General features: G+C 71.4%; 16 protein-coding genes, 1 pseudogene and 1 riboswitch. Of the genes and pseudogenes, 6 read left to right on the top strand and 11 right to left on the bottom strand.

Translation table 11 applies throughout. The annotated features are described in order from the left end of the window. A riboswitch (cyclic di-AMP (ydaO/yuaA leader) is annotated at positions 1-172 on the bottom strand. 300 nt (positions 173-472) lie between these two features. From ACFVFH_RS20505 to ACFVFH_RS20480, 6 genes are all read right to left on the bottom strand, one after another. Then, a complete protein-coding gene (locus tag ACFVFH_RS20505; protein ID WP_383770522.1) occupies positions 473-1,429 on the bottom strand; it encodes a transglycosylase family protein in 957 nt (318 codons plus the stop codon). Between the two features lie 105 nt (positions 1,430-1,534). Further along, on the bottom strand, positions 1,535-2,821 hold the full coding sequence (locus ACFVFH_RS20500; RefSeq protein WP_383770758.1) for a cytochrome P450: 1,287 nt from the start codon (positions 2,819-2,821) through the stop codon (positions 1,535-1,537). Between the two features lie 616 nt (positions 2,822-3,437). Then, a complete protein-coding gene (locus ACFVFH_RS20495; RefSeq protein WP_383770520.1) occupies positions 3,438-4,400 on the bottom strand; it encodes a nucleoside triphosphate pyrophosphohydrolase in 963 nt (320 codons plus the stop codon). A gap of 43 nt (positions 4,401-4,443) precedes the next feature. After that, on the bottom strand, positions 4,444-5,100 hold the full coding sequence (locus tag ACFVFH_RS20490; RefSeq protein ID WP_383770517.1) for a SurA N-terminal domain-containing protein: 657 nt from the start codon (positions 5,098-5,100) through the stop codon (positions 4,444-4,446). 158 nt (positions 5,101-5,258) lie between these two features. Then, positions 5,259-5,660 carry a GtrA family protein gene (locus ACFVFH_RS20485; protein ID WP_383770514.1) on the bottom strand — a complete coding sequence of 134 codons (402 nt, stop codon included), beginning with the start codon at positions 5,658-5,660 and terminating at the stop codon, positions 5,259-5,261. Then, a complete protein-coding gene (locus tag ACFVFH_RS20480; protein ID WP_383770511.1) occupies positions 5,657-6,619 on the bottom strand; it encodes a glycosyltransferase family 2 protein in 963 nt (320 codons plus the stop codon). Before ACFVFH_RS20480 ends, ACFVFH_RS20485 begins: the two co-directional genes overlap by 4 nt. A gap of 123 nt (positions 6,620-6,742) precedes the next feature. Here ACFVFH_RS20480 and ACFVFH_RS20475 point away from each other — a divergent pair, with 123 nt between their 5' ends. Then, entirely contained in the window at positions 6,743-9,337 is a 2,595-nt protein-coding gene (locus ACFVFH_RS20475; RefSeq protein ID WP_383770508.1) for a YfhO family protein, read from the top strand. 39 nt (positions 9,338-9,376) lie between these two features. Here ACFVFH_RS20475 and ACFVFH_RS20470 read toward each other — a convergent pair whose 3' ends face one another. The 3 genes from ACFVFH_RS20470 to ACFVFH_RS20460 form a co-directional block, all read right to left on the bottom strand. Then, the gene (locus tag ACFVFH_RS20470; RefSeq protein ID WP_383770505.1) at positions 9,377-10,915 is read right to left on the bottom strand and encodes a protein kinase; all 1,539 of its coding nucleotides are present in this window, start codon (positions 10,913-10,915) and stop codon (positions 9,377-9,379) included. Continuing rightward, positions 10,912-11,574 (bottom strand): hypothetical protein, encoded by a 663-nt coding sequence (locus ACFVFH_RS20465; protein WP_383770503.1) that lies wholly within the window; start codon positions 11,572-11,574, stop codon positions 10,912-10,914. The genes ACFVFH_RS20470 and ACFVFH_RS20465 overlap by 4 nt, the downstream gene beginning before the upstream one ends. A gap of 119 nt (positions 11,575-11,693) precedes the next feature. Then, positions 11,694-13,865: an N-6 DNA methylase gene (locus ACFVFH_RS20460; RefSeq protein ID WP_383770500.1), complete on the bottom strand. Its 2,172-nt coding sequence runs from the start codon at positions 13,863-13,865 to the stop codon at positions 11,694-11,696. Between the two features lie 219 nt (positions 13,866-14,084). Between ACFVFH_RS20460 and ACFVFH_RS20455 the strand changes: the two genes are divergently transcribed. Together ACFVFH_RS20455 and ACFVFH_RS20450 are read left to right on the top strand one after the other, a co-directional pair. After that, entirely contained in the window at positions 14,085-14,921 is an 837-nt protein-coding gene (locus tag ACFVFH_RS20455) for a DUF4352 domain-containing protein (protein WP_383770497.1), read from the top strand. Positions 14,922-15,073: 152 nt separating this feature from the next. Beyond that, positions 15,074-15,811: a hypothetical protein gene (locus ACFVFH_RS20450; RefSeq protein ID WP_383770495.1), complete on the top strand. Its 738-nt coding sequence runs from the start codon at positions 15,074-15,076 to the stop codon at positions 15,809-15,811. A 93-nt stretch (positions 15,812-15,904) separates the two neighbouring features. On the opposite strand, the gene ACFVFH_RS20445 is transcribed toward ACFVFH_RS20450, so the two are convergent. Both ACFVFH_RS20445 and ACFVFH_RS20440 read right to left on the bottom strand, forming a co-directional pair. After that, complete coding sequence (locus ACFVFH_RS20445) at positions 15,905-16,639, bottom strand: HNH endonuclease family protein (protein WP_383770755.1); 735 nt, start codon at positions 16,637-16,639, stop codon at positions 15,905-15,907. A gap of 269 nt (positions 16,640-16,908) precedes the next feature. Beyond that, positions 16,909-17,187 (bottom strand): annotated as a pseudogene (locus tag ACFVFH_RS20440) (UTRA domain-containing protein); the annotation flags it as partial. On the opposite strand from ACFVFH_RS20440, the gene ACFVFH_RS20435 reads away from it, so the two are divergent. The 3 genes from ACFVFH_RS20435 (at position 17,160) to ACFVFH_RS20425 (ending at position 18,993) form a co-directional block, all read left to right on the top strand. Then, a complete protein-coding gene (locus ACFVFH_RS20435; protein ID WP_383770492.1) occupies positions 17,160-17,474 on the top strand; it encodes a hypothetical protein in 315 nt (104 codons plus the stop codon). The pseudogene ACFVFH_RS20440 and the gene ACFVFH_RS20435 sit on opposite strands and share 28 nt — an antisense overlap. 99 nt (positions 17,475-17,573) lie before the next feature. Further along, the gene (locus ACFVFH_RS20430; protein ID WP_383770489.1) at positions 17,574-18,296 is read left to right on the top strand and encodes a hypothetical protein; all 723 of its coding nucleotides are present in this window, start codon (positions 17,574-17,576) and stop codon (positions 18,294-18,296) included. Next, positions 18,286-18,993, top strand: coding sequence for a hypothetical protein (locus tag ACFVFH_RS20425; RefSeq protein ID WP_383770486.1), 708 nt, complete (start codon positions 18,286-18,288; stop codon positions 18,991-18,993). Before ACFVFH_RS20430 ends, ACFVFH_RS20425 begins: the two co-directional genes overlap by 11 nt. The last annotated feature ends 319 nt before the right edge of the window (positions 18,994-19,312 follow it).

Below are 19,312 nucleotides of genomic sequence, written 5' to 3'. Positions count from 1 at the left end.
ACTTCTCCTCACCGACGCCTACGAGGTGAGCTGTCGGGTTCGGGCCAAGTGAGTTGCCCGGTCGCACGTCCTAGCACGCGACTTCACCCCAAGCCGGTCCTGATGCGTCTCTCGACGATCGGGCCCGGCGCTTACCTGGGTCCCCCGCTCCTGCCTACGGCGCTTTACGCGTCTGTTCCCTTCGACCGACGGCAGGATTCGGCGTGACGGTCGACGGGGCCCGCGGTGCGAGCGGTTCCGACCGTAAACATACGCAACCCTCACATTCAAAGATGGACACATCGGACAATCAGCCCGTACTTGCATCTGACGATCTGATGTTTCCGCAGGTGGGACGCGATACGGAAGGGCCTCCCGGGCGCGACACGCCAGTTGACGCAAAGAGACCCATGTCTCACTTACGCATAAGCGGACATAGGTCCCTGAACTGCCCCGATTTTCGGGGCACCTTTAGGCGATTATCAGACTGCCCTCACTGGTCCTTCATGTCGAGATCGAGGCTCTGGCCAGGAAGAATGAGGTCCGGGTCGGCACCCACGGCCTCCTTGTTGGCCTCATAGAGCGCGGGCCAGCCGCCGGGAACCTTCTGTGCATCAGCAATCGCCCAGAGGTTGTCGCCGGGCCGAACGGTGTACGTGCCGTCTTCAGCCGTCGGCTCGGCCGTGTCGCGCGTGTCGCCGCCGCGGGAGGCGTGGCGACCCGACTCGCGGCCGCCGTCCGTGCCGTCGCTCCCCTCGGGGGCCGGCGTGCCCCGGTGCTTGCCGCCCACCCCACTGGACGAGTCCTTTGGGCCGGACGTGTCGCGGGGCGCCTCGGAGGGAGTCTTCGAGGACGGGGTGGTCGACGGGGTCTTCGAGGACGGCGAGGTCTTCTCCGACGGCTTGGCGGGCCCGTCCGAGCCCTCCTCGCCCTCCACGGCGTCCGGACCGTCCGAGGCGTCGGGGGCCGGTGTGGTGTCGTCGGACGGGTCCGCCGACGTGTCGTCAGCCGGCTTCGTGCTCCCGGACGGGTCGTCGGCGGGCACCGAGCCCGGGTCGACCCCCGGCAGCGTCCCGTCCGCCGCGAGGCCGGAGATGACCGCACAGCTGGGCCACGCCTTCGGACCCTGGTCGTCCAGGACCTTCTCGGCCACCGCTATCTGCTGTGCCCGGCTGGCGAGGTCGGCGCGCTCCGCGTACGCCTCACCGCCGTAGGCCTTCCAGGTCTGCGGCGAGAGCTGGAGGCCGCCGTAGGAGCCGTTCCCGAAGTCGGCGCTCCACGCACCGCCGCTCTCGCACTCGGCCACCCGGTCCCAGGTCGTGGCGTCGGCCGCGTGCGCGCCGGAGGCGCCGAGCAGCGGGATGGCGATCGCCGATCCGGTCACACCCGCGGCGACGACGATGGCGGGTGCCTGACGGGGGCGACGGTGTCTGCCGTTCGCGGAGCCCATGGGGTTGCCTTCCGTGTGACTGACATGTGACTGGTGAGTCGAACGGTGAACCTAGCGGGACTCGAACGCGCGTCACAAGTCGATGCAGCACAGATCACGTGAAAGTCACAGAGTTGACGAGGCGTCATTTCCGGTGGTCGTGAGCCCCGGCGTGAACTCCACGGGGAGCGTGCGAAGTCCACGCATGATGAGCCCGCCGCGCCACCGCAAATCGGTAGGTTCCACCGCAAGCCGCAGGTCCGGAAGGCGGGTCAGGAGCGTGGCGAGCGCGGTCTGTCCCTCCAGTCGGGCGAGCGGCGCTCCCAGGCAGTAGTGGATGCCGTGCCCGTATCCGAGGTGCTGATTGTCACGCCGGGCGAGGTCGAGCGTGTCGGGGTCCTCGAAGCGCGCCGGATCGCGGTCGGCCGCGGCGAGCACCACGAGCACGGGGTCCCCGGCCGCGATGTGCTGTCCGCCGAGTGTCAGCGGCTCGGTGGCGAACCGCCAGGTGGCCAGTTCCACCGGTCCGTCGTACCGCAGCAGTTCCTCGATCCCGGTCTCCAGCAGTCCGCTCTCCCCCGCGTCGAGGGAGAGCTGGAGCCGTTCGCGCTGCCCGGGGTCGCGCAGCAGGGTGTGGACGCCGTTGCCGATGAGGTTGACCGTGGTCTCGAATCCGGCGAAGAGCAGGATGAAGGCCATGGCCGCGGCCTCGTTCTCGGTGAGGTGCTCCCCGTGGTCGCTGGACCGGATCAGCCCCGAGATCAGGTCGTCCCCCGGGTTCTCCCGCTTCCGGTGGATCAGTTCGGCCAGGTAGCCGCGCATCTTCTTCACCGACCTGGCGACCCCGCCGCGCGGGCCGCCGCCGTGGCGGATCATCATGCCCGCCCAGTCCCGGAAGTCGTCCTGGTCCTCGGGCGGGACGCCGAGCAGATCGCAGATGGCGTAGATGGGGAGCGGGAAGGCGAAGTCGTGGATGAGGTCCGCCTTCCCCTCCGCGACGAAGCGGTCGATGAGGCGGTCCGTCAGTTCCTGCACGCGCGGCGCGAACTCGGCGACCCGGCGCGGGGTGAACGCCTTGGAGACGAGGCGGCGCAGCCGGGTGTGGTCCGGCGGGTCGATGTTCAGTAGATGCGTCATCAGCTCGGCCTTGCGCTCGCCCGGGATGCCCGTCTTCCCCTTGGCGTGCGCGGGCTCGGCGTGGTGCGCCGGGTTCTTGGAGAGCCGGGCGTCGGCGAGCGCCTGCCGCGCGTCGGTGTACCGGGTCACGAGCCATGCCTCGACCCCGCTGGGCAGCGCGGTCCGGTGCACGGGACTGTGCTCGCGCAGCCAGGCGTACGCCGGATACGGGTCGGTGGCGAACTCCCAGGTGAAGAGTTCGGGCACGTCGACGGGGCAGGCGGGGGGCTGGTCCACGGGGCAGGGGGTGGGCTGGTCCACGGGGCTGTCCGCGGGGCGGTCGGCGGAGCCGTCGGCGGGCTGGTCTGCGGGGCAGGCGGCGGGGCGGTCGGCGGGCTGGTCGGCGGGGCCGTCGACGGGCTGGTCCGCGGGGCGGTCGGCGGGCTGGTCTGCGGGGCACGCGGCGGAGCCGTCGGCGGGCTGCTCTGCGGGGCGGTCGGCGGGCTGGTCCACGGGGCACGCGGCGGAGCCGTCGGCGGGCTGGTCCGCGGGGCAGGCGGTGGGGCGGTCGGCGGGCTGGTCCGCGGGGCAGGCGGTGGGGCGGTCGGCGGGCTGGTCGGCGGGGCTGCGGTTCACCCCCCGACGTTATCCGCTGCCCCGGGGCGCACTCCGGCGCCCTCCGGGCCGCTCGCCACCTTGCACGTACCCCTCGGCGCCGCACGCCCCTCGGCGCCACCCGCCACCTTGCACGTGGCCCACGGCACCGCTCACCGCCTTGTACGTGACCCTCGTCGCCACCCGCCGCTTGTGCGTGGCTCTCCTGGCCGTCGGTGCACCGCCCCGGTGGCCGACGACGACGCGGCGAGGTGCGGCGCCGGGGCGCGCGAGCCCGGCACGAGTCGGACGAGAGGGCCTACGCGTTGCCCTCCGCCGCCCTGATGGCGTCACGGTAGGCGCGGCCCGCGGCCCGCAGGGCGGCCTCGGGGTCGATGCCGTCCTCTTCCGCGCGCACCGCGAGGGCGAGGAGTTCGTAGCCGATGCCTTCACCACTGGGGAGCGGCACGTCGAGCCCGGCGGTACGGACCCGGCCGGCCAGCTTCGCCGCCAGGGCCAGGCCGGGCTGGCCGAGCGGGACCCCGTCGGTCACCGAGTCGCGCTGCTTCTCGACGGCCTTGGTCCGCAGCCAGTGCGCGTGCACGTCCTCCGGGGTCTCGGCGCTCTCGTCGCCGAAGACGTGCGGGTGGCGGTGGATCAGCTTCTCGACGAGGGTCGCGGCCACGTCGTCGACGGAGAAGGGCTCCTCCTCGGCCTCCTCGGCGATCCGGGCGTGGAAGACGACCTGGAGGAGCACGTCGCCGAGTTCCTCGCGCAGCTCGTCGCGGTCGCCGTCCTCGATCGCCTCGACGAGCTCGTACGCCTCCTCGATGGCGTACTTGGCGAGGCCCTCGTGGGTCTTCTGCGAGGTCCACGGGCATTCGATCCTGATCCGGTCCATGATCTGGACCAGATCGAGGAGCCGGGCCCCCGGCAGGTCGTACGAACCGGGCAGCAGCTCCAGGCCGGGCATGTGTACGCGGCCCGATCCGGCGAGCCGGGCCAGGCCGTCGGTCAGCGGCCGGTCGCCCTCGCCGCCCACGAGGACGACGACGGACCGGCCGCCCGCGCAGGCGTCGACGAGCTCCGCCGCGGTGGGCGCGGAGTGCTCGGCGGTGACGCCCGCCTCGCGCAGGTACGGCAGCTGCGGGTGGTCCGGCTCGGCGCAGAGCACCCGGTCGGCGGTGCGCAGCGTCTGCCAGGCGGGCCAGGACAGGAGGCCGGGCGCGACGCGGTGGCTGGCGGTGAGCAGAACGATACGGCCGGGGTCTTCAGCGTTCACCGTTCGAATCTACCCCGGCCGCTTCCGCCGACCGTTCGGCCGGTCAGGCGCCCGCCTCGGCGTTCGCGCCGGCGGGCTTGGTGACCTGGCTGATCCAGGGGGCCTTGTAGTCGGCCAGCTGGGTCTGCTTGTCGTCCCAGGTGCCGTAGCGCGGGTTGACGTCGACGCGCAGCGCCTTCGACGCCTTGCTGAGCGCCTCACCGACGGCCTGCTGCCCTGCGGGCTGCTGGAGGTCGGCGCCGAGCGCCTGGGCGAGCTTCGTCAGCTGGACCTGCTCGCGCAGGACGGCGTCGATCTGGCCGGGGGCCACCCAGCTCTGCTGGAGCATCGCCGCCCGCAGCCGCTCCTCGCCGCCGGACTGGGCCGCCGCGGCCTTGCGCATCTGCTGGATCTCGTTGCGGTTCACGGAGACGCCCGCGTCCTGCGCGGCCCGGTCCAGGACCCGGTCGAAGATCATGCCGTGCAGCTTGGCCCGGCCGAGCTGTCCGGACTTGTCGATGAGCTGGGAGGCGTCCTTCGAATCGCGCTGGGCCTCGCGCACGGCGGCCACCTGGCTCTGAAGCGTGGAGACCTCGATCCGGTCCCCGCCGACGACGGCCGCGGCGCCCGGGTGGGCCTCGCTGCCGCAGGCGGACAGGAGTGGGGCGCCGGCGAGCAGGGCGGCGGAGACGGTGAGCGCGGTGCGACGGCGGCGGTGCAAAGGAACCTCCCGGGGAGACTTTGTGCATCAGTGCACAAGACCTTGCGGTGATCGATGTTAGGCAGTGGACGTGGCTGGGGCCACTGATTCGACCAACGATTCGGAAGGAGTTGGGGATGTGGGCCCGGCCGGCGCCGCCCCGGACCGCCCGGCGGGGTTCAGGGCACGCGTTCGGGCGACGGGGTCCGGGGCTCCGGCCGCAGCATGATCGTGCGCGAGACGACGAAGGTGATGGGGATGGCCGCCGCGGCCGCGACCAGGGGGGCGTACCGGCTGCTGAACCCGGCGAGGTCGACCAGCAGATAGACGCCACCGGTCGTGATGACGAAGTTCGCGGCGTTGGTGAGCGGGAAGAGCAGGAACTTCCGCCAGGTGGGACGGGTCCGGTAGGTGAACCAGGAGTTCAGGAAGAAGGACCCGACCATGCTCAGCGCGAAGGCGATCACATGGGCGGCGATATAGGGCAGCCATGTCAGCAGCACCAGGTAGCAGCCGTAGTACGTGCCGGTGTTCACCACCCCCACGAGGGCGAACCGGGCCATCTGCGCGGTGACCGTCATCGGCGTACGAACTCCTGGGGCTCCCGTGTCCGGTGCGACGCCCCGGTGTTCGTGGCCTTCACCAGGAAGTGCGGGCGCCGCTTCACCTCGTAGTAGATACGGCCGACGTACTCGCCGACCACCCCGACCATCACCATCTGGACCCCGGCGAGCGCGGTGACCACGACGATCAGGGTGACATAGCCGGGGGTGTCCACCCCCCGCACCAGCGCGACACCCACGATCCACGCGGCATAGGCGAAGGCCACCGACAGCAACAGCATGCCCAGGTAGAGCGCGGCGCGCAGCGGCTTGTTGTTGAAGGACAGCAGACCGTCGAGGCCGTAATTGAGCAGCTTTCCGAAGGTCCAGGCGGAACTTCCCTGCTCGCGGACGGCATTCTCGTAGCTGAAGGTCGTCGTACGGAATCCCACCCAGGCGAAAAGGCCCTTGGAGAACCGGTTGTATTCGGTGAGTTCCAGTACGGCGTCGACGGTGCGGCGGGAGAGCAGCCGGAAATCACCCACGCCGTCGACCAGTTCCACGTCCACCAGCCGGTTGATCAGCCAGTAGTAGGCGCGGGCGCTGAGGGTGCGGGTGACCCGGTCGCCCTTGCGGGTGCGGCGGGCGATCACCTGGTCGTAGCCCTGCGCGTGCTCCTGGAGCATCCGGCCCACGAGCTCGGGCGGGTGCTGGAGGTCGGCGTCCATGATGACGACGGCGTCCCCCTCGGCGTGCTGGAGACCGGCCAGCATGGCGGCCTCCTTGCCGAAGTTGCGGCTGAAGGAGACATAGCGCACCCGCGGGTCGGCGGCGGCCAGTTCCTGGAGGATCACCAGGGTCCGGTCCGCACTGCCGTCGTCGACGAACACCAGTTGGAATTCATGTCCCAGCCCGGCCATTTCGTCCGTGACACGTTCATGGAAGCGTTCGAGGATCTCTTCCTCGTTGTAACAAGGCACCACCAGCGAGATCAGCACGGATGTACATCAGCGCGGCCAGATGTCGGAACCCGATGCAGTACGTGGCCGGTGAGCGTCCATCACGTGAACTGACCCAATTCGGGGCGGGTTTGGGCGTTCGAAGCTGGCATATTCCTGCGTATGCCGACTTCCCGCCCCCGCCTTCGCGCGGGCTCGCTCGCCGCGCTGCTCACCGTCGCCGCGGTCTGCGCGGGAGACGCCGTGGCCCGCGTCTTCCCGTTCGGGCCGTACACGCGCAGCGTCAACGACCTGGGCAATCAGTTCGTGCCGTTCCACGCCCGGCTGTGGGACCTGCTGCACGGAAACGCCGACGGCGGGCTGCTGCTCAACTGGTCCTCCGGCTTCGGGACGAGCTTCCTGCCGGATCTCGGCACCTATCTGACCAGCCCGTTCGCCCTGCTCGTCGGGGTCTTCCCGCGTGACCGGATCGATCTCGCGGTCTATGTGGTGACGGTTCTGAAGATGGCGTCGGCCGCCGCCCTGATGGCCCTGTTCCTGCTGACGCTGCGCGGCGGGCGCTGGTGGGCGGCCGGGGCGCTCGGCGGCTCGTACGCGCTGTGCGGCTGGTCGGTCGCCGAGGCCTCGTACAACCCGATGTGGCTGGACGGGCTGGTCGCCCTGCCGCTGCTCTGTCTGGTCGCCGAGTGGGCCCGTACGGGGCGGCACCGGATCGCCGGGCCGCTGCTCGTCGCGGTGGTGTGGGTGGCCAATTTCTACACGGCGTACATGGCGACGCTCGGAGCCGCCCTGGTGCTGGCGGTCCGGCTCTTCACCGAGCGGGACGACCGGCGCACGGTGGTCCGGGCGCTGGTGCGGGCGGTCTGCACGGTCGGGGTGGGCGTGGGGCTCGCGGCGCCCGTCCTGCTCCCCGTCTATCTGGGCACCAAGCACGCCTACCCGGGCTGGGACCGCGCGTTCGCGCCCGCCGCCTGGCCCGATGTGCTCGCCCGGCTGCTGCCCGCCACGTACAGCTTCTTCACCCCGGCGCTCTTCCTCGGCACCGGCACGCTGCTGCTGGCCTGTGCGCCGGCCTTCCAGCGGTCCGTGCCGGGGCGTGAGCGGTGGGCGTGGACGGGGCTGGTGGCGGGGGTCGCGCTGTCGTTGCAGTGGGAGCCGACGCATCTGCTGTGGCACGCCTTCGCCACGCCCAACGGCAGCCCGTACCGGCAGACGTTCGTGCTGGCCGGACTGGTGGTGATCACCGCCTGGGTCTCGGTCTCGTACGGCTGGCCGGGGCGGCGGGCGCTGCTCGGCGGGGTCGCGGTCCTGGTGCTGCTCGCGGCCGGGGCCGGTTTCAGCGCGCTGGTCACCGGGTGGACGTACCCGCTGTTCGCGGCGGGGCTGGCGGCGGCGGTCTGCGCGCTGCTGCTGGTCGGGCGGGGGCGGCGGTTCGCGGTGCTGGCCGCGGTGCTGCTGATCGGCGCCCAGGCCGGGCAGGCCGCCGCGTCCACCGCGTACTTCGACCGGGAGCGGCTGAACCGGCTCGACGACTACGCGCCCTGGGGTCAGCGGCAGCGGACCTGGGCGGCCGTGGTCGCGGGCGCCGACGGCTGGCCGGACTACCGCACGGATCCCGGCCGGGAGCAGACCACCGCCAACGATCCGCTGCTGGTGGGCGGGCAGGGCGGCTCGTACTACAGCAGCCACACACCCGATGTGCTGACCCGCACGATGCGTGCGCTGGGCGGCGGGTGGACTTCGAACGGGCGGGCGCTGCAAAGCCTCGACAACCCGGTCACCGACGCGGTCTTCTCGGTCGGCGCGCGGGTGCGCGGGCCGCGCGATCCGCACCAGGGCGCCGGGCACACGGGCATGGGCGGCACGGACGGCCGGCCGGTGACGGCGAGCCGTGCCGAGGTGCCGCCGCTGGTGACGGTGCGCGGGACGGGCGGGCCCGCGCTGACGGACGGCCGTGCGGCCGCGGACGGGCCGGTGGCGTACGGCCGTTCGCCGTTCCGGAACCAGGAGCTGCTGCTCGGCTCGCGGGTCTACACGGTCCCGGCGACGGCGCTGCGCGCGGCGGACGGCGGCGCGGTGGCGGACAAGGGGGCGGACGACTACCGGGTGGGGCGCGGCGCGTACACGCTGACCGCCGCCTGCCCGGCGGGCACCGAGGCGTATCTGTGGGCGCCCGACATGTTCGGCCGGGCCCGGCTCGGCGACGGCCCGGAGGTCGAGTTCAAGGGGCAGCTGCCGGCCCGGCGTGCCGCGATGCACCACCTGGGCACGGTCGGCGAGGACGGGAACGTACACGTCGCGCTGGCCCCGGTACGCGCCGGGACCGTGCCGCACGGAGCGGTCGGCTGTCTGGACCGGACCCGGCTGTCCTCGGCGGTCGCCGGGCTGAAGCGCACCGGCGCGTACGCCGTGCACGTCACCGACCACGGCGTACGCGCCGAACTGCCGCCCGGCACCACCGGAACGGTCGTGCTCGCCGCGCCCCGGATCGCGGGCTGGAGCTGCCAGGGCCGCCCCGCCGACAGCTATCTGGGCCTGGTCGCCACCCCGGCCCCGGCCGACGGCACGGCCGTCGACTGCACGTTCCGGCCGCCGGGGCTGCGGGCGGGGGCCCTGGCGGGGGCGGGGGCGCTCACCGCGCTGGTGCTCGGCGGGGCGGTGCTCGCGTACCGGCGGCGACGGGACGCGGGGGCCGGGCGGCCCGGTCCCGCACGGCAGCCCCGGCACACCGGAACACCGGAGCCCGTGGATGCCTGACCCGCCCCGGGGGCGGGGCGCCCGCTCCTGGGGCGGTGGTCAGCCGCCCCGGACCTCCACCTGGCGGTCGAGCCTGCGGCGCAGTTCCACCGGCAGCGGGTGGTGGGGGCCGTAGGCCCGTTCGGCGTCGTACAGCAGCGCCTGGAGCTGGACGCGCGCGGTCACATGGTCGCCGAGCGCGAGCAGCAGGTGGGCGATGCGGTTGCGGATCTCGAAGGAGCGGGCCGGGTCGCCGCCGGTGGTGCCGTGGTTCTCGTGGTACGGGAGGACCGCGCGGTACTCGGCGAGGGCGGCGGCCGGTTCGCCGAGCTGCTCCAGGCACTGGGCCGCGTCGTAGCGGAACTGGAGCGTCTGCGCGTCGGCCGGGCCCGCCTCCGCCGCGCGGTCGTCGGCGAGGCGGCGCAGTTCGGGCAGGGCGCGGCGGTACTGCCCGTCGTCCATCAGGGTCGCCGCGTACTGCTTGCGCAGGATGCGGACGACGGCGGAGTCCTCGCCGTGCTGTGCGGCGGCGACCGGGAGGATCGAGCCGAGGATGTCCACGGCCTGGGTGATCCGGCCCTCGCCGAGCAGCCTCTTGACGTCGTCGACGGCGGCGGCCACATCGGGCCGGGCGGCCGCGGGGGCGGGCGGGGCCGGTGGCGGGGGCGGGGCGGAGGCGCGGTCGGGCCAGGGGGCGTGCGGGCGGAGGAAGGGGCGGGTCGGGTCGAGCGGTCCGGTACGGAGTGCGGTGCCCGGCGGCGGGAGCAGCGGGGCGAGGTGCTCGTACACCTCCTGGGCGCCGGACGGGCGGTGCTGCGGGTCCTTGGCGAGCAGCCGCAGCACCAGGGTCTCCAGCGCCTCGGGGATGTCGGGCCTGATCCGGCGGACCGGGAGCGGCGGCTCGTAGAGGTGGCGGTGCAGCACGCCGAGGGCGGTGGACCCGGAGAACGGCACGTCCCCGCTGAGCAGTTCGTGAAGGAGGACGCCGAGGGCGTACAGGTCGGTGTACGGGCCGACGGCGCCGCCCATCGCCTGCTCGGGGGCCATGTAGGCCGGGGAGCCGATCGGTGAACCGGTGTGGGTGAGCCGGGTGGTGTCGGTGTCCAGGACGGAGGCGACGCCCAGGTCGAGGACGGTGACGGTGCCGTCCGGGCGCACCATCACATTGCGGGGCTTGAGGTCGCGGTGGACGATCGGCACCGCGTGCACGGCGCACAGGACGGCGCAGAGCTGGGCGGCGACCGCGACGGACCACTGCCAGGGGTACGGCTCGTGCTCGGCGAGGTGGTCGGCGAGGTCGGCGCCCTCGACGTACTGCATGACGAGGAACAGGTCGTCGCCGTCGCTGCCCGCGTCGTGGACGGTGACCAGGCCAGGGTGGTCGACCTGGGCGGTGACCCGGCACTCGCGGACGAAGCGGCGGCGCAGCTCGTCGGCGGCCTCGCCGTCGACGGGGCCGGTGACCCGGTCGGGGCGGAGCAGCTTCACCGCGACGCGGCGGTCCAGGCGCTGGTCGTAGGCCGTCCAGACCTGGCCCATGCCGCCCTGGCCGAGGATGGTCGCCAGTTGGTACCGCCCGCCGATGAGACGGCCGCTCACCGGCCCTCCTCCTTACGGAGGTAGTCGCTCAATTCGTCGAGTTCGGCGCGGACCTGGTCGATGCGGTGGGGGTGCGGGTGGGGGTGGGGATGAGGTTGTTGCTGTTGCTGAGGTGATGGCTGCGGCTGCGGCTGCTGGGACTGTTGTGCCGGTTGTACCGGCGGCACGGGCGCCGGGGCGGCCGGCCGGGGCACTGGGGCGGGCATGGGCACGGCCGAGGGCATCCGCGTCGGCACCGTGGGCGCGTACGGGTACCCGTATCCGTACCCCGGCGCAGGCGGGACGGCGGAGTAGCCGACCATCGGGTGCTGCTTCGTCAGCCGTTCGTAGTGGCGGACGTCTCCGACCAGGTAGTACGCGATCGAGCCCAGCATCGTCACCAGCAGCAGCGGGATGAGGACGTTGTCGATGCCGGTCGGCTCGTCGTTGCCGTCCCGGCCGAGGATCGGGATGAGCACGCAGACGAAGACGAACCCGGCCCCGGTCAGCCACCAGTCGGACGCCCTGCGGCGCACGATCGCGAGGCGGAGCAGCGGGCTCCACAGCAGTATCCCGACCGAGCCCACCGAGAGCACGACGAACAGCACCCGCATGGAGACGATCCAGGCCCGGCTGGGAACCCGGCGCGGCGGCGTCGGCGGATGACCCGGGGCGTACATGGCTGCTCCTGGAGACCTGGTCGTTGAACATCCGCGCACACGCTCCGTGCACGCAGACCGAGCGTAAAGGGCGACACCGACAACCGGCCCCGGGTTGTACGGATCCGCTGTGGTTCAGCTCACCCCGGCGCGACCGTGCCGTCCGTCAGCCCGTCGTACATCCCCTGGACGAGCTGTCCGCCGAGCCGTCCGGCCAGTCTGAGGGCGTCCTCGAACTCGGCCAGGGCCCGGAACCGTTGCCCGTACCGCTGCTGCTCCGCGAGCGGCAGGCGCGGCAGTTGGAGGCGGCGGGCGTCCAGCCGGGTGGCGGTGGAGGCGTAGCTGCTGGCCTGGCGGTTGTTGGCGGTGCCGCGCAGGAACCCGGCCAGGAACCAGGGGTCGAGGGCGGCCGGATCGGGGCGCAGCAGCTGGAGGTTGCGGCCGAGCGCGGCGCCCGCGGTGGCGTCGTCGACGACCCGGGCGACGGAGCCGCCGCCGAGCACGGGGACGACGACATCGCCCGGTTCGACGAGTACGGGCTCCTCGGGGGGTCCGTCGGCGGGCAGGCTTCCCGAGGGGGCGGCGGAGCCGAGGACGTCGTGTTCGGTGAGGACGGGGCCCTGGCCGGTGCCGGAGCCGCCGGTACGGAGCTGGAGGGCGCCGGCGCGGGCGAGTTCGCCGACGGTGGTGAGCGGCCAGTGGGCCGGGTCGGAGGGGGTCACGGCGGGCGGGGTGAGGGTGCCGGTGAGGCCGAGCGTCTCGGTGAGACGTTCCCGTACGCGGATCAGCTCGGCGGGTCCGCCCGCGGCGGCGGGCGGCAGATGGCGGGCGGGGGCCAGGTCCACGTCGTCGTCGAGGAGTTCGATGACGGGCACGGCGCGGCCGGTGCCGGGGCGGGCGGAGTGGTCGGCGCGTTCGACGTGGCCGGGGCGGTCGGCGTGGCTGGCGCGTTCGGCGCGTTCGGCGTGATCGGCACGTCCGGGGCGGTCGGCACGTCCGGGGCCCTCGAAGGACTGCCAGGCGGCGAGGACGGCGCGGTGCACGGCCTGCCAGTCGAGCCGGTCGCGCCCGCCCGTGGGGGCGGCCTGCGCCGGGCCCGCCGAAGGCGATTCGGCGGGTTCGGCGGTGTCGACGAGCAGCAGTTCGGGCGAGGGGTGCCGACCGCTGCCGGGCTTGCGGAGCACCCAGAGGTGGAGCGGGATGCCGTACGGGGGCGCGGCCCCGGCCGGGAGCGCGATGACGGCGCGCAGGGCGCCGCGGCGCAGCAGATCGGCGCGGATCCGGCGGCCGGAGCGGCGTGAGGCGGCGGCCGGGGGCATCAGCAGCACGGCGGTGCCGCCCTCGCGCAGATGGGCCAGTGCGTGCTGGACCCAGGCGAGCTCGGACTCGGTGCGGGCCGGGAAACCGTACTCCCAGCGCGGGTCGTAGGCGAGTTCGTCGTGGCCCCAGTTGCGTTCGTTGAACGGCGGGTGGCAGAGCACGGCGTCGGCGGCGAGCTGCGGGAAGGCGTCGGCGCGCAGGGTGTCGGCGGTCCGTGCCGCCAGGGCGCAGCCGGTGTCGGTGTGCAGGGCGAGTCGCAGCGCGGTGAGCGCGGCGAGGTCGGGATCGGCCTCCTGGGCGTACAGGGCGGCCGGGCGGCCGACGGCGCGCAGCAGGGCTCCGGTGCCCGCGGCCGGGTCGAGGACCGTGCGAGCGGGCCGCTCCGCCGTCTCCGCCAGGGCGGCCATCAGCTCGGCGAGTCCGGGCGGGGTGAGGGTGTACTGGCGGGGGTTGGCGTCCAGCTGACGTCCGAGCAGGAACTCGAAGGTCTCCTGGGCCCCGGTCTCCGCGGCGAGTTCGGCGGCGGCGCGGAGCAGCGGTACGGAGGGGAGCAGTTCGGCCGGGCTCGGGGCGTGGACGGCCCGTCCGGCTTCCGCCGGGCCGAAGCGGGCGGTGAGCGCCTTGTCGACGGCGAGGGAGAGCACGCCGGCCATCCCTTCGTCGGACGCGGCGGTGATCTCCGGCCAGGCGTGGGGGGAGGTTCGCAGGAGCAGCAGGGCGCAGCCGGTGTGGACCAGGGCGGGGACCGGACCGGCGGGGTGCCCGGAGAGCTGCTGCCAGACCCGTTCGCGCAGCGGGACCTCGGCGAGTTTGCCCTGGTCGCGGAGCCACTGCTCGACCTCGGACAGGTCGAAGGACGGGCTCGTCTCGGTGCCCCCGACGGGTTTGGGGAAGTCGGCGTGGCGGCGGCGCCAGTTGCTGACCGCGGCGCGCCCCACTCCGGCCAGCCGTGCGATCCCGGCCGCGGTCACCTCTGTCGAGTTCTCCGGCACTGACTGTCTCCCTGGTCCTGGCGCTCGTCCCGGTACTGGCTTGTCGGCGAGCATACCGACCCGGTTCACACGACATCGATTCACAGCGTGCACCAACCCCTTCACGATGAACCGTGTTGACTCGGTTCACAAGCTCTGCTGTGATTGACCCATCGCAACACCGGAGCGGTGCACGAGGCCGCTCACCATCCATTTCCGCTTTTGCCGGAGGGCACAGCCATGTCCCAGTTCACGCAGCCGCCGCAGTCCCCGCAGCCCCAGCAGCCGTACGCCCCCGCCCAGATGCCGGGGACGCGCCCGGCCCGCAACGGACTGGGCATCGCCGCTCTCGTCCTGGGTGTCATCGGCGCCGTGTCCGGCCTGGTCCCGTTCCTGTTCTGGCTGGCCGGCGTCCTCGGCCTCATCGCCCTGATCCTCGGCCTGGCGGGCCGGGGCCGGGCGAAGCGCGGCGAGGCCACCAACAAGGGCGTGACCACCTTCGGCGCCGTGCTCGGCCTGATCGCGCTGATCCTGGCGGTGGTGGGTGCGGTGATCACGTTCAAGGCCGTGGGGGACGCCGTGGACGACCTCAACAAGGCGGTGTCGGACACCACGGCCTCCGCGAAGCCGAAGCCCGGCGACGACTCCGCGAAGGGCAAGGACGACGCGAAGAAGAAGGACACCGGCAAGGCGCTGGAGGCCGGTGACTCGGCCGTGTACGACGACGATCTGACGGTCACGGTCGGCGACGCCACCTCGTACACCCCGGACGCCTACGCCGCCGGACACACCAAGGGCAAGAAGGCCTACCGGGTCGCCGTCGTCATCGAGAACGCGGGCAAGGAGAAGTTCGACTCCGCGCTGGTCAGCGTCTCGGCGCGGGCCGGGAAGGACGGCGTGGACGCCGAGCAGATCTTCGACAACAAGGTCGGCGCGGGCTTCAGCGGCACGGTCCTGCCAGGCAAGAAGGTCACGGTCCAGTTCGCCTTCGACGCCCCGGCGGACGCCAAGGACCTGACGGTCGAGGTCAACCCCGGCTTCACGTACGACGCCACCCAGTGGGACCTGAAGCTCTGACCGTCCTCCCGGACCCGGCCAGAACGAACCACACAGAACGAACCGCAGAGGCCGCACCACACAGGCCGCACCACAGAGGCCGCACCACACAGAACGCACCGCACAGAACGCGAACCGGACAGAACGAACCGGAGAGACCGGAGCCGCCCACCATGCGCCTTCTCGCCCGCGCCTCGACGGCTGCCCTGAGTGCCGCGACCGCCCTCGCCCTCGCGACGGCCTGCGGCATGCTTCCGGAGGACGCCCCCGACTCCACCGCCCCCTATGCGCGGCTGACCGGCCCCGAGGTCGTCAACAAGGCCCTCGCGGCGACCCGGGCCGCCAAGTCGGTACGCATGGCGGTGGAGACGACCTCCCCCGAGGGCCCGGTCGAGGCGTTCGTGGCCACGGACATCAGGGGCGCGTGCACGGTCACGCTCTCCCTGGGCGCGACCGGCACTCTGGAGCTGGTGCGGACGGGCGGCACGGTCCGTATCAGATCCGACATCGGAACCACCGCCACAGCCCCCGCCGCCACCGCCAAAACCGCCACCGATACCGCCGGCCGCGCAGGCCGCTGGACGAAGCCCGCCCCCGGCGACCACCACGCGGAGCTGGCCGAACGCTACTGCGACCGGGAGACCTTCCTCGGCCCCTTCGCACCGCAGAGCGGAACGGCCCGCAAAGGAAGGACGACCGCCCCCGGCTCCGACGCCCCCGCCCTGACGGTCACCGGCAAAGCAGCCGAGGGGAAATGGACGGCGGCCATCGCCACCACCGGCAAGCCCTTCCTGCTGAAGCTGGAGCTGCGCCTCCCGCACGGCGGAACGGGAGGCGGCGGCTCCACCCCCGCGACAGTCGAATTCTCCGCGTTCGACCAGCCGTTCACGGCGAACGCGCCGAGGACCTGAAGCCCCCGGACCACCGGCCCACCGGAACCCGCCCCGCCCCGGGGCGGGTTCCGCCCGTCCGGCACCCGCCCCGTCAGCGGCCCGCCCGGACGGTCACCCGCCGCACTGCTCCAGCATCGCCTTCTTGTCGGCGGTGGTGACCGGCAGTTCGTACTTCAGGGACACCTGCGCGAACCGCACCGCGTACGAGCAGCGGACCGGCTTGTACGGCGGCAGCCAGGAGGCCGGCCCCGAGTCGCGCTTGGCGTTGTTGGCCGGGCCGTCCACCGGGATGAGGTTGAGCGGGTCGTTGGCGATCTGCTGCCGCTTGGCCTCGTTCCAGCGCGCGGCGCCCATCTGCCAGTCGTACGAGAGGGGCATGACGTGGTCGATCTGGACCTTGGTGGCCTGCTGCTTGCGCCAGTCGATGGTCGAGCCGGTGTACGGGTCCTTGAGGGTCATCGACACGACCACACAGTCCGAACCGGACCGGAACTTCACGTCCTTGCCGTCCCTGGCGAGGAGGTCGTTACGGGTGTCGCAGCCGTTCCTCGCGAGCGGTATCCCGTCGACCGAGTCCTTCCACGCGTAGCCGAACTTGTCCCGCGCGTAACCGGTCTTCGGCCCCCGGCCCTTCGTCGTCACCTTCTCGATGACCTTCCGCCCGGCCGCCCGGTCCGCCTCGGAGGTGAGCGGCGCGAGGCCGGGCTTCGTACCGTCGGCGTTGTCGAGCGGGCTGGCCCCGAATCCGGTGACGGCCCGCCCACCGCCGTCCCCCTTGGAGGGCGAGGACTCCGGGTCGCAGCCGGACAGGGCCAGCACCGCGGCCACGCTGAGGGCGGGCAGCATCACTCGGGAAGCACGGGGGGATATCACTCGAAACCGTCCTGACGGGGAGAAAGCTGAATCCGGGAATCCTACGGATGCCTTCTCCTCGCGGGCATGCACATGCCGACGCTTCGGGAGATTGCGGCCTGAATCACACCGGCCGAGCCACCAGTCACTTGAGGCACATCCATGTACGTTACCCAGATGTACGATTCCGCCCCCGGCTGGAACGGGTGGCCCGGGAGGTCGCCGACTGACGGCTCCCGCACCTCCCCCGCCTCCTGCGGCGCTCACTCGGCTGTGAACTCGTACTGCAGCTCGTACATATGCCCCGCTTTGACCATGACGGTCGCCTCGATGGGCCGGTCGTTGTCGCTGTAGACGACACGCAGGGTGCGGAGCACCGGCAGGTCACCGGGCAGCCGCAGGGCCCGGCACTGCTCCTGTGCGGGAATCCGGGCGGAGACCCGGTCCACACTGAGCCGGGGCGGGTAGCCCAGTTCGGCGAGGAGTATCGGCGTGCCGCCGGGGATCTTCCGGCGTGCCTCCATCGCCGTGCCACGCCGGCGTCCGCCGGGCCACGATGAACCGGGCCCACCGCATCCTCGCCGAATGGGACCACCGCACGGCCGCCACCGACGCCCGCACCCCCGGCGAAGCCCGGCGCGATGACGAACTCCACGAACTAAACCCAGAGTTGAGGAATCTCAAGCGAGAGCAGACCCGGCTCCTGGGACGACTCGACGCCTCCGCCACGGTCATCGCCGCCCTCCACCACGACAACGAAGCCCTCCACCGGCAGCTGGACACACAGACCGGAGCCGTCATCGCCATCGGCCTACCACGCTCCGAATGACCCCGAGGCGGTCGCCCCGGCCATCGTCACTGCCCTGCGGAAAGATGGCGAGACAGCGCCCATGCCTGATCAAGTCCGCTATCACTGAGGGGAGTTGCATTGCCTGCAAGGAAACGTGAGGACCTGCCGGTCGGCAGCGTGCTCGGCATCCACGAGGTGACCGGGCCGTCGTTCCCGAAGCTCTTGACGGGCCGCAGCGGGCAGTCAGCCAAGCGGAACCGGTTTTTTGTCCCCGCCCGCTGCACGGCCTGCAAGAGAGAAAAGCATGTCCGGGAGGATGCGCTGGAGAAGCTGAAAACGTCCGCCTGCGGCTACTGTTACGCGAGCGTTGATGGCGACCCGGAAGCCCGAATCCATGTCGAGAGAGTATGGAACGGTCAGGTTCAGGTCTATGAAAGATACCGATATCACGGAAAATCCCGCAGTCGCCTTCACAGTGTCTGGACCAGCATGCGAGAGCGATGCGGAAATCCAAAGTCGGAAAAATATCCCACATATGGTGGCCGTGACATAGCAGTCATGGTAGATCCAGCCTGGGAGAACTTCCTCACCTTCGCCCGGTGGGCAGAGGAGAGTGGATATCAAGAGGGTCTGGAACTCGACCGGATCAACAACGACTTGGGTTACACCCCGGAGAACTGCCGGTGGGTCACCGACCTTGAGAATCTCATGAACCGAAGCAGGTTTCTCCCAGCCCCACTGCATGAGGCGCTCGAAGCGCGGGCAGCCCGCGACGGCACCGACACCTGCACCGTGATCCGCCGATCCTTGGAAGCCCACCGTGAAGCGAACCGGCAGGCAGGAGGCGGCGATGGCCAGTGAGCGCAAGGGGGCAGCGAAGCGCCCACCGGCCGCCGTCGGCGACGTCCATGAGCGGCTGACGATCATCGAGTTCCTCGACAGGCGCCAGAGTCGCAGAGGCGAGTGGATTCCGCGGGTCCTCGTTGAATGCTCATGCGAGAAACGAACGCGCAAGGAAATTCGGCTCTCAAGCCTCAGGTCCGGAAACACCCGCAGTTGCGGATGCCTTGCCAGCGAGACGACAAGGGCCCGCACTACAACACATGGCGATCACAAGACCCGCCTTTACGGCGTCTGGGCATCTATGAAATACCGCTGCAAAAACACCACCCATCGACATGCGCACCGCTATTCACTCAAAGGCGTCACTGTCTGTGATGAGTGGCAGGACTTTGTCACTTTTCGAGACTGGGCGCTAGCCAGCGACTACATGGACGGAAAGGAGATCGACCGGATTGACAACAATCTGGGTTACAGTCCAGATAATTGCCGGTGGGTGACGAGGCTGGAGAATCTTGATAATCGCGCCAAATACTTGCCGGCGGACCTGGAGGAATGGCTTCATGATCACGCGCGCCGAACCGACTCTTCGCCCTATGAAGTGATCAAGGAGGCTCTCGAAGCCTACTTGGGTATCTCACGGACCGGGACCTGGGGGTTGAGGAACATCCATGCCAGATCGTGCGCTAAGAAGCCGTTGTCGTACCGATCACGGTGAGCATCGGTTCGACTGGTGCGGCTCGGTCGGGTGATCTCCAGTGGGCGCACGCATGAAGGTAGGGCCTCCTGGTCAGCTCGGGATTGTCGAAGCCCGAAGCCGTTGCCGGGCCGCACGTTCCCGCTCCTCCAGCAGCCCCATCACCGACGGCACCAAGCACCTCCACCGAAGCCACGACATGACGTGCCATTCCTGCCGCTGAAACGCCGTCCTCACTCCTGACCAGCGGAAACTCGGCGATCAACTTCGGTACGACAACGGCTTCTTAGGCAAGTTCTGGCTGCGGAGGGTGTCGGCGGACGTATCCGCTACTGTCGAG

The organism is Streptomyces sp. NPDC057697 (genome assembly GCF_042799335.1).
Lineage (GTDB): Bacteria > Actinomycetota > Actinomycetes > Streptomycetales > Streptomycetaceae > Streptomyces.
This window is presented reverse-complemented; position numbering and strand designations above follow the sequence as displayed.